The following is a 9,130-nucleotide window of genomic DNA, read 5'->3' as shown; positions in this document are numbered from 1 at the left end:
GCGGATTGGCAGCCGCAGCTTCCCTCCCGGCCTCGCCCGCCTTGGCCCTCCCGCCGCGGCGCCGGCCATCACGGCAGCGCGGCGGGCACGTCTTTGCCTGCGTGGCCTAACCACTGTCACAACTTGGCGCAAGCGGTCTTGCCTCGTTGTGCGATATGCGTACAATTGTGCAGTAATCGAACGAAGGGTGTTCAGCATGTCAACGGTGGCGGAGTCGTTTTTAGTCGGACTCATCGGCGAAGGCATTACCGTGTCCTTGAGCCCGCCGATGCACGAGCGCGAGGCCGACGTGCAGGGCCTCCGCTACCTCTACAGGCCGGTGGACCTGACCGCTATCGAACGCCCTGCCGAAGCGGTGGGCGAGCTGCTCAGGGCCGGCCGCGATCTTGGTTTCAGCGCCTTCAACATCACGCATCCGTGCAAGCAACTGGTGATGGAACACCTGGACGAGATATCCGACGATGCCCGGCGGCTGGATGCCGTGAACACCGTACTCATCAACGAGGGCAAGTTCATCGGGCACAACACCGACTTTTCGGGCTTCGCCCAGGGCATGGAGCAGGGCCTCCCAAACGCAGCCCTGGATTCAGTGGTGCAGGTCGGCACCGGAGGGGCAGGGTCCGCCGTCGCCTATGCGCTGCTGACAAAGGGTGTGCAGCAGCTGACGTTGGTGGACCTGGATGCCGAACGCGCGGCGGCCCGTGCAGCCGCACTGGTTGCTCTCTTCCCTGCCCGGAAGGTAGTGGCGGCCTCACCCGCTGACCTGCCCGATGCTCTGGCAGCCGCCGACGGAGTGGTCAACGCGACCCCAGTAGGCATGTACATGCACCCGGGAGTGCCGGTTGAAACCTCGCTGCTGGAGCCCAGGCACTGGGTTGCCGATGTGGTCTACCGGCCGGTGGAAACCGAACTGGTTCAGGCCGCCACCGCCAAGGGCTGCCGGGTCCTGGACGGCGGGCATATGGCCGTGGGCCAAGCGGTCGACGCGTTCCGCCTGATAACCGGGGTCGAGCCCGATCCCGCCCGGATGCGTGCTCACTTCCTGGAGCTGGTGGCCACGGGCCGCTGACCTGACAATGAACGTACCGACCCGAAAGGTCCCCCTGTTGCGCACCTCCATTGCCACCGTCTGCCTAAGCGGCACGCTCGAGGAGAAGATGCAGGCCTGTGCCCGCGCCGGTTTCGACGGGATCGAGATTTTCGAACAGGATCTGCTTGTCTCCCCGCTAAGCCCGCAAGAAATCCGCGACATGGCGGCCAGTTTGGGCTTGAGTCTGGACCTTTACCAGCCGTTCCGCGACTTCGAAGGCGTGTCCGAGGAGCAGCTGGAGGACAACCTCTACCGGGCCGAGGCGAAATTCCGCCTGATGACCTCGCTGGGCATGGACCTGATGCTGCTGTGCAGCAACGTGGGCACCGCCACTATCGACGACGACGAAGTCGCGGCCTCTCAGCTGCGCCGCCTCGGCGACCTGGCAGCCCGGTACGGTATCAGGATCGCCTACGAGGCCTTGGCCTGGGGCACTTTCGTCAATGACTTCCAACATGCCATGCGCATCGTGGACTTGGCTGCCCACCCCAACATCGGTACATGCCTGGACAGCTTCCACATCCTCTCCCGCGGCTGGGACCCGGCCGGGATCGAGAAGATCCCGGCCGAGAAAATCTTCTTCGTCCAGCTGGCGGACGCTCCGGAATTGACCATGGACGTGCTCTCCTGGAGCAGGCACTACCGGGTCTTCCCGGGTGAAGGCGCTTGGGAACTGGACAAGTTTATGGGCCACTTGGTCCGCAGCGGCTACGACGGCCCGGTCTCCCTGGAAATATTCAACGACGTCTTCCGGCAGGCCGATGAAGAACGGACCGCCGTTGATGCCATGCGGTCGCTGATCTGGCTGGAGGAGCGCACCTCGGTCCACCTGCAGGAAACCGACCCCGGGATCACGTTTCCGATGCGCCTGGCGACCCTGCCACAGGTGGCCGAACCCACAGGTTTTAATTTCGCCGAGGTCAAGGCGGAAGACACCGGACAAGTCCAGACCCTGCTGCGTCAGCTCGGCTTTGAGTTCCGCGGCCGGCACCGCACCAAGGACGTGCAGCTGTGGGTTCAGGGCCAGGCCAGGATCATCATCAACGAACAACAAGCCCGTGGGATGGAACCGACCATCGCCGCGCTGGGCTTCGACGTTGAAGACCCGGTGGCCGCAGCTTCGCGGGCGCTGCAGCTGAAGGCCGTGCCGGTCCCTCGGCAGAGCCAGGCCAACGAAGAGGTGCTGCAGGCTGTGAGGGCACCGGACTCCACTGAAATTTTCCTGTGCCAAGCCACGCCGGACGGAACAGCGGCCTGGACCGACGAGTTCGCAACCACCGGGCCCACTGCTGTCGGCGGGCACTTGATTACCAGGATCGACCATGTGAACCTTGCCCAGCCCTGGCAGCACTTTGACGAGAGCGTCTTGTTCTACGAAAGCACTTTGGCCCTGGCCCCGCGCCCTTCGACCGAAGTTCCCAGCCCTGTCGGCCTGGTCCGCAGCCAGGTGATGGAGACAGAACACGGCGACGTCCGTCTCGCTCTAAACATTGCCCCGCTGGCGATGGAACAATCCGGACCCTCTGAGGCCTCCGCCTACCCACAACACATCGCGCTGGCTTGCGCGGATGTTGTCACGTTGGCCCGAAACGCGGTAGCCGCCGGGCTGGAGTTCCTGAAAATCCCGGCGAACTATTACGCAGATCTTCAGGCGCGCTTCCGTCTGGCCCCGGCGTTGCTTGCCACGCTGCAGGAGCTGAACCTTCTCTACGACCGCGACGAACACGGGGAGTTCATCCACTTCTACACGGCTACCGTGGGCCGGGTCTTCTTCGAGGTGGTCGAGCGCCGCAACAGCTACGACGGCTACGGCGCACCAAATGCCCCGGTCCGTCTCTCCGCGCAATACCGACTAAGCAAACACGGTTAGAATCGCTGGCAATGCCCGCATGTTCCGGGCGAGCCCCACCACGCAGACCCGAAGGAAACCGACATAGCCATGCTGCTGCAGGACGACGCCGCACACGATGCTCCGGCCTACTGGGTTAAATCAGTGGAGAAAACGTTCGCCGTGCTGCAGGCGTTTACCTCAGACGAGCCCCGGCTGACCATTACGAAAGTGGCAGCCAAGGCGGACCTCAGCCGGGCTGCAGCTCGCCGTTTCCTCCTCACCCTCACCGACCTTGGCTACCTGCGCAGCGACGGCACGACCTTCGAGCTCACTGCCCGCTCCTTGGACATCGGTGCGTCCTTCCTGGCCAATCTCACCTTGCCGCAAAGCGCAGAGCCGCACCTGAAGCAGCTCGCCGTTGATTTGAACGAGACGGCCTCGCTGTGCATCCTCGACGGCACCGACGTGCTGTACATTTCACGGGTCCTGGCCCCGCGCATGCTCAGCGTCACGGTCAATGTCGGCACCCGGTTTCCCGCGTGGGCCACCTCCATGGGACGCGTACTCATCGCAGGGTTGCCCGCGCCCCAACGGGACAACTTCTATGAACGGATCGAGCTAACCCGCTACACACCGCACACTGTCAGCAGTATCGACCAGCTCCGCGACGAAGTGGAACGTGCGGCTGAACGCGGCTGGTCGCTGGTTTCCGGGGAACTTGACGACGGGCTCCGGGGACTCGCCGTCCCGGTCAGTCGCGGCAACGACCTCATCGCCGCGCTCAATGTCTCGCTGCAAACCCATAGGGGCAGCGAAGCCGAAATCGCCGCCACTGTGCTGCCCAGGTTGCGGGAAGCAGCCGATCACATTGCTGACGACTTCGGCGGCCGCGCGGGTTAAACGGTCAGTCCGCCTCGGTAGTGCTTATTGGGCGGGCAGGAACCTCTGCCAAGCTCTCGCCATCGTGGTTTTAACGTTCAACCCGTACCCTGAATGGTGTGCGTGTTCTAGTGAAACCATTCATTGCAATTATCCTGCTGCTCGCCCTCGCCTTCGCGGGGGTGGCCCCGGCCTCGGCGGTCACCAGGAACGCGCAGGATCCGTTCGTGGCCGAAGTGCTGCGGCTGACCAACCTGTACCGCGCGCAGAACGGCCTCTCGCCCGTGGTCTGGAACCAGAACGTCGGCAATGTCGCCCAGCAGTGGTCCGAGGAGCTGAACACCCGGATCAACAAGAACACGCTGGACATGAACAAAATCCATCGCCCGGGCTACGGCAGCAAGGAAATCCCGCGCGGTTTCGACTGGTACACCGAGAACATCGCCATCAACAACTCCGCCCGCGAGGTCGTGGACTGGTGGATAAACTCCCCCGCGCACCGCGCCGGCCTGCTCAGCCCCAACGCCACGGACATCGGCGTGGGGTATATGAAGACCACGCACAAGGACTGGTACGGGATGTACGTGGCGGTGGCGAACATGGCCGGCTACGAAACCACCCGGGCAACGCTGCCCCCGCATCCGGGCATGGTCCGCGCCAGCTTCCAGCACGGCGACGTCGCGGCCATCGACTCCGCGGGGAACCTCTACGCCTACGACTCGGCCAAGGGCCACGACCTTTACAAGCGCCGGCTCGTGGCGAGCGGGTTTAAGGGAGTGTCACAGGTGCAGGTGGCCGACTGGAACGCCGACGGCGTGCTCGATGTGGTGGTGCGTTGGAAGTCCGGCAAACTGACGGCGCACTTCGGCAAGCCGGACGGCGGACTGGAAAATGCCGCCACCATCGGATCCAGCGGGTGGGGAAACTACGACGTCACCGTCACCGCGTGGAAACAGGCCGATCCGTACCCCGCGCTGCTGGCCCGCAACACCGACACCGGCCGGCTCTACTACTATCCGAACCCGGCCGGGCTCAAGCACGGCAGCCGCACGCTGCTGGGCACCGGTTGGAAGTCCCTGCCGATCTTCACGGCCGACATCGACGGTGACGCCAAGATGGACGTGGTCGCCAAGACACCCCAGGGCCAGCTCAAGCTGTACCGGTCCAACGGCGCCGGTAAGTTCGTTTCCGAGACCAGGCGGATCATCGGCTCCTCCGGCTGGAACGCGATGACGCATCTGTCCCTGATCCGGGACCATCTGGGCGACGGAAAGCAAGGCGTGCTGGCCCGCGACTCCCGCGGCAATCTGTACCACTACCCGGTGCTGATCAACAAGCTTGGCTCGCGGGCCGTCATCGGCGTCGGCGGCTGGCAGACCCTGATCATCGGCAGCTGACGGGAGGGCGCCGGGGCGGCCCGAGGGCCGGCGGCGTCCAGCCGTGTTCCTGACCCGGCGAGCGCCGGGGCGGCCCTGCTACGCGTCCCCGCCCAGGGGCTGCTCCCCTTCCGGCTCGACGCCGTCCTTGTCCGCCGGCAGCTTGTCTTCGAGGTCCCGGTCGATCTCCGATCCGGGTTCGATGACGATGCCGTCTTCGTTCTGCGGGATGTCCGGATCCAGTTCCGGTCGGTCTTCGCTCACAACATTGCTCCCTTCACCGACGCTTACCTCCCTGCAGGCCCTCAGCCGTGGGCGTGCTTGCTCTCGTCCGGCGCGTGCACATGGGTGCCGCCGACGAGTTCCACCAGGCCTTCCACCGCCGAAGACAAGGACAGATCCGGAGTCCGGGCGATGAAAGGCACCAGCAGCCTGTTCTCCTTCTCGATGTGCAGCGCGAACACGCTGCACATCGACGCGGCAACCGTGGCCGCCTCAATTCCTTCGGCGCCCCGCAGCTCGTCCAGCAGCGAGGCCAGCGCCGTGTGGTCGGCCAGCAGCGACTCCACCAGGAGCCGGGCTTCCCCGGTCGAACCGGCCGGCCCGTACAGTTGGGCTTCTTCCAACTCTGCGTGCGGCAGCATTTCCCGTTCGCCCCACTCCAGCAGGATGCCGTGCGCGTTGTAAACGGTGTCTTCGTCACCGGTGTCGAAGGCCCGGGTAAGTTCCGCCGTCGTCGCCTGCAGCCGGGCCAGCATCTCCCTGTGGTGGCGAACGACGGCGGCCGCGGCCGCGTTCTCTGCCTCGACATTGCTGTCGGTCACCGCATGCTCCTCCGGTCGAGGTGTGGCCGCCTGCAGGCGGACCGGGTCTGTCCATTGTCGATGCGGGCAGGCGGGCTGTCGAGGGTCCGGCCGCCCCACCTACCCGGCGCCCGAGGGCTGACAATTATCTCGGGCTCCGTGGGGAAAGTGCAGAGGATCTTGCCGGTCGTGGTATCGCTCCGCCCGCGGCTCTGGCGGCGTGCGGCACGTCGTGCTAGTACGGGAGTGGCCTGATGTTCGCCAGGCCGGGTCAATCCGGACCTCAGGAAGAATGCCGGTTCCGGCCGGCTGACTGGAAGGAAAAACCGTCATGCCCAACTATCGGATCGGATATTTTGTCGGGAGCCTGGCCAGCGGGTCCATCAACCGCACCCTCTCGAAGGCGCTGATCAAGCTGGCCCCGGAGGGTTTGGAGTTCAATGAGATCCCCATCCGGGACCTCCCCCTCTATAACTCGGATTACGACGCCGATTATCCCGCCGAGGGCCGGGCACTGAAGGAAGCGGTGGAGGCCTCCGACGGCATCCTTTTCATCTCCCCCGAATACAACCGGTCCATTCCCGGCGCCTTGAAGAACGCCATCGACTGGGGGTCCCGCCCGTGGGGGACCAACTCCTTCGCCCGCAAGCCGACCGGCATCATCGGCGCTTCCCCGGGAGGCATCGGCACCGCCGTCATGCAGTCGAGCATGCGCAGCGTTCTCAGCTTCCTGGACGCCCCGCAACTCAACGCACCCGAGGCCTACATCAGCTTCAGTCCGGACATCTACGGTGACGACGGCGAGGTCAGGGACGAGTCCACGCAGGCCTTCCTGCGCCACTACATGGAGGAGTACTCCGCCTTCGTCCAGCGTGTCCTTGACGCGAACGCCGCCGGACACATTGGGGACGAGGATCCCGAATCCCGCAAGTGACACCACAACGACGCAAAGTCATCGACTCATGTCATTGATGGGCAGGGTCCCCCAAGGCGCAGGGTGACACGGCGGAGCAGGCTGTCCCGGACCTGTCGACGCCGGCAGAGCCTGCCGGTGGGATGGGCCTGTCGAGGGTGAACCGCGGCCCAAGCTCTCCCGCCCTCCGCCGAAGGGGACGCCGGCACCCCTCGGGAGGCTACCGATTGGTGATGGCAGCCGCCGTGGCGAAGTAGTCGGCGTCGACCATGACGGCGTAGCGCTCGGCTTCGAGGGACTTGACCGACTTGAAGTCTCGGCGTCCGCCGGTGCCCCAATGCCCGATAAAACCGAAAGCGGCCCCCCATACGGCTGCGATAACGACGCTGCCCAGCAGCACGCTCAGCCAGACAATGCCGGGGACGAAGATGCCGAACAGAAGTCCGATGAGCAGGCCGAACCAGGCGCCGCCCGCAGCTCCGGCCAGCGCGGCTTTACCCTTGGTCATCCGGCCCGTGATCTGCTCCACGCTGCTGATGCCGAGGCCGACAATGCGCACATGCTCCACCGGGAACTTCTCATCCGAGAGGCGGTCCACCAGGCGCTGTGCCTGCAGGTAATCCTTGAACTCGGCAAGCACGGCCGAGGTTCCCGGAGCCGCCGGAACGGAAACAGTCGACTGATGCTGGAATGGTTCGCTGGTCATGTTTCTACCTCCAGTGGTGTTGCTTCTGTGGACACCACAAGTCTAACAAATTTAGTTAGGTTAGCCGAACCGAACCTTTCCCGCTAGGCTTCTCCCATGACCGATACAGCGACACAAGCGGGCGACGGCGGCAGGCCGACATCAGGAGTCCAGGTCCGTCACGGCTTCGCCCTGATGCTCCAGTGGGCGAGCAGGAAAAAAATCCGACACTTCGTCTTTGGTCCGGCAGCCGCTGACCTATCACCAACTGATACGGCGCTGCTGGAATACCTGACCGGGAACGGCCCGATGCGCCTTTCGGACTTGGCCGCACAGTGGGGGGTGAATAAATCGACCATGAACCCACAGGTCCGCCGGCTTGAAGGCAGAGGACTGATCGAACGCCAGCCTGACCCCGCGGATCGCCGCGCCACCCTTCTTGGCACATCAGCCAGCGGAATCGAACTGCAAAGGCAAATCGGCGAGGCCGGCGCGGCCGCCTTCGACGAAATACTCTCCACGTGGTCTCCCGAAGACCGGGAAATGCTCGGCGCAATGCTGGTCCGCTTTGCCAAAGAGCTCTCCGCAGCCACGCCCCGGCTTTTCCAGTACGGCTCGGCCGGGGCTTCCTTGCCCGAGTCCACCCGGGAATGACCCGGAACGCACCTCCGCTGGGAGCACCTGTCGCAACTCATCGCAGCCGCTAAGCCGAGCCCTGTGTGGCATCCCGGACCCGCCCAGCGCGACTGTGCATTGCCCGGTGCGGGGCGGGCGGGCATGATGCTGAGATGAGGCTGGCGGGAGGATCGGCAGGCTCTTCTCTCGAACACTGGCTGTTGTCGGGGGCTGAGCGGGGCAACGACGCTACACAGCTGCTCCCCTGGACGGCCGGCAACGAGGTGCGCGTGCTGCTGCACGGCCGGGAGTATTTCCCGCTCCTGGCCGCTGAGCTGGATGCCACGGGGCCGGGGGACCTGGTTTTGATTGCCGGGTGGCGCATGGACGCCGAAGAGCTGCTCACGGGCGGCCTGACCGTGGCGGATGCGCTGAGCCGCAGCGCGCGGCGCGGGGCACAGGTCAAGGGGCTGCTGTGGCGATCCCACCCCTCCTGGATAGTGGGCACGTTGGGACAGAACCGGGAGCTGGCCGCCGACGTCAACGCATCGGGCGCCGAGATGCTGCTCGACCACCGCGTTCGCCGGTTCGGCAGCCACCACCAGAAGTTCGTGGTCATCCGGCGCGCGGCCCATCCCGGCACGGACGTCGCCTTCGTGGGCGGGATGGATTTGGCCCGTTCCCGCGGCGACGACGAGGCCCATCAGGGGGACCCGCAGCCCCGCAGCTTCGCCGCCGCCTACGGGCCGACCCCAGCGTGGCACGACGTGCAGCTGCTGCTGCGAGGGCCGGTCGTTCTTGAAGTGGAAAAGGTGTTTCGCGAACGCTGGAACGATCCCGCACCGATGACACGCCTGCCCTGGCACCGGCTGCCGGACGTGATCCGCGGCCTCCGGCAGAAGGCCTCCCCCTTGCCGCCGGCGCGGCCGGCCCCGCCT

Annotated in this window: 10 protein-coding genes; 7 read left to right on the top strand and 3 right to left on the bottom strand. The window is 65.2% G+C overall.

What is annotated here, in order from left to right; genetic code table 11:
• Positions 1-196: 196 nt before the first annotated feature.
• The 4 genes from AC5RV2_RS11325 to AC5RV2_RS11310 all read left to right on the top strand — a co-directional run bounded on the left by AC5RV2_RS11325 (position 197) and on the right by AC5RV2_RS11310 (position 5,197).
• Complete coding sequence (locus AC5RV2_RS11325; protein WP_494092410.1) at positions 197-1,069, top strand: shikimate dehydrogenase; 873 nt, start codon at positions 197-199, stop codon at positions 1,067-1,069.
• A gap of 37 nt (positions 1,070-1,106) precedes the next feature.
• The gene (locus tag AC5RV2_RS11320) at positions 1,107-2,960 is read left to right on the top strand and encodes a bifunctional sugar phosphate isomerase/epimerase/4-hydroxyphenylpyruvate dioxygenase family protein (RefSeq protein ID WP_494092409.1); all 1,854 of its coding nucleotides are present in this window, start codon (positions 1,107-1,109) and stop codon (positions 2,958-2,960) included.
• A gap of 69 nt (positions 2,961-3,029) precedes the next feature.
• Positions 3,030-3,821: an IclR family transcriptional regulator domain-containing protein gene (locus AC5RV2_RS11315; protein ID WP_494092408.1), complete on the top strand. Its 792-nt coding sequence runs from the start codon at positions 3,030-3,032 to the stop codon at positions 3,819-3,821.
• 98 nt (positions 3,822-3,919) lie between these two features.
• On the top strand, positions 3,920-5,197 hold the full coding sequence (locus tag AC5RV2_RS11310) for a CAP domain-containing protein (RefSeq protein WP_494092407.1): 1,278 nt from the start codon (positions 3,920-3,922) through the stop codon (positions 5,195-5,197).
• A 78-nt stretch (positions 5,198-5,275) separates the two neighbouring features.
• Here AC5RV2_RS11310 and AC5RV2_RS11305 read toward each other — a convergent pair whose 3' ends face one another.
• Both AC5RV2_RS11305 and AC5RV2_RS11300 read right to left on the bottom strand, forming a co-directional pair.
• Positions 5,276-5,440: a hypothetical protein gene (locus tag AC5RV2_RS11305; RefSeq protein WP_494092406.1), complete on the bottom strand. Its 165-nt coding sequence runs from the start codon at positions 5,438-5,440 to the stop codon at positions 5,276-5,278.
• A gap of 41 nt (positions 5,441-5,481) precedes the next feature.
• Positions 5,482-6,000, bottom strand: coding sequence for a hemerythrin domain-containing protein (locus AC5RV2_RS11300; protein WP_494092405.1), 519 nt, complete (start codon positions 5,998-6,000; stop codon positions 5,482-5,484).
• A 310-nt stretch (positions 6,001-6,310) separates the two neighbouring features.
• Between AC5RV2_RS11300 and AC5RV2_RS11295 the strand changes: the two genes are divergently transcribed.
• The gene (locus tag AC5RV2_RS11295; protein WP_494069348.1) at positions 6,311-6,913 is read left to right on the top strand and encodes an NADPH-dependent FMN reductase; all 603 of its coding nucleotides are present in this window, start codon (positions 6,311-6,313) and stop codon (positions 6,911-6,913) included.
• Between the two features lie 199 nt (positions 6,914-7,112).
• Here the strand turns inward: AC5RV2_RS11295 and AC5RV2_RS11290 are convergent, their stop codons facing one another.
• Positions 7,113-7,598, bottom strand: coding sequence for a YflT domain-containing protein (locus tag AC5RV2_RS11290; protein ID WP_494092404.1), 486 nt, complete (start codon positions 7,596-7,598; stop codon positions 7,113-7,115).
• 174 nt (positions 7,599-7,772) lie between these two features.
• Here AC5RV2_RS11290 and AC5RV2_RS11285 point away from each other — a divergent pair, with 174 nt between their 5' ends.
• Both AC5RV2_RS11285 and AC5RV2_RS11280 read left to right on the top strand, forming a co-directional pair.
• Positions 7,773-8,231, top strand: a complete 459-nt coding sequence (locus AC5RV2_RS11285; protein WP_494092403.1) for a MarR family winged helix-turn-helix transcriptional regulator — start codon at positions 7,773-7,775, stop codon at positions 8,229-8,231.
• A 134-nt stretch (positions 8,232-8,365) separates the two neighbouring features.
• On the top strand, positions 8,366-9,130 hold a 765-nt coding region (locus AC5RV2_RS11280), incomplete at its 3' end, for a phospholipase D-like domain-containing protein (protein ID WP_494092402.1).

This window comes from Arthrobacter sp. Y3225116 (assembly GCF_059091245.1).
Note: the sequence above shows the minus strand (reverse complement) of the source record. Positions and strands in the feature narration are given on the sequence as shown.

Coding starts and splice junctions, on each gene's coding strand:
- AC5RV2_RS11315 (WP_494092408.1), top strand. CDS start 3,030: ATGCTGCTGCAGGACGACGCCGCACACGATGCTCCGGCCTACTGGGTT.
- AC5RV2_RS11285 (WP_494092403.1), top strand. CDS start 7,773: ATGCTCCAGTGGGCGAGCAGGAAAAAAATCCGACACTTCGTCTTTGGT.
- AC5RV2_RS11325 (WP_494092410.1), top strand. CDS start 197: ATGTCAACGGTGGCGGAGTCGTTTTTAGTCGGACTCATCGGCGAAGGC.
- AC5RV2_RS11290 (WP_494092404.1), bottom strand. CDS start 7,598: ATGACCAGCGAACCATTCCAGCATCAGTCGACTGTTTCCGTTCCGGCG.
- AC5RV2_RS11295 (WP_494069348.1), top strand. CDS start 6,311: ATGCCCAACTATCGGATCGGATATTTTGTCGGGAGCCTGGCCAGCGGG.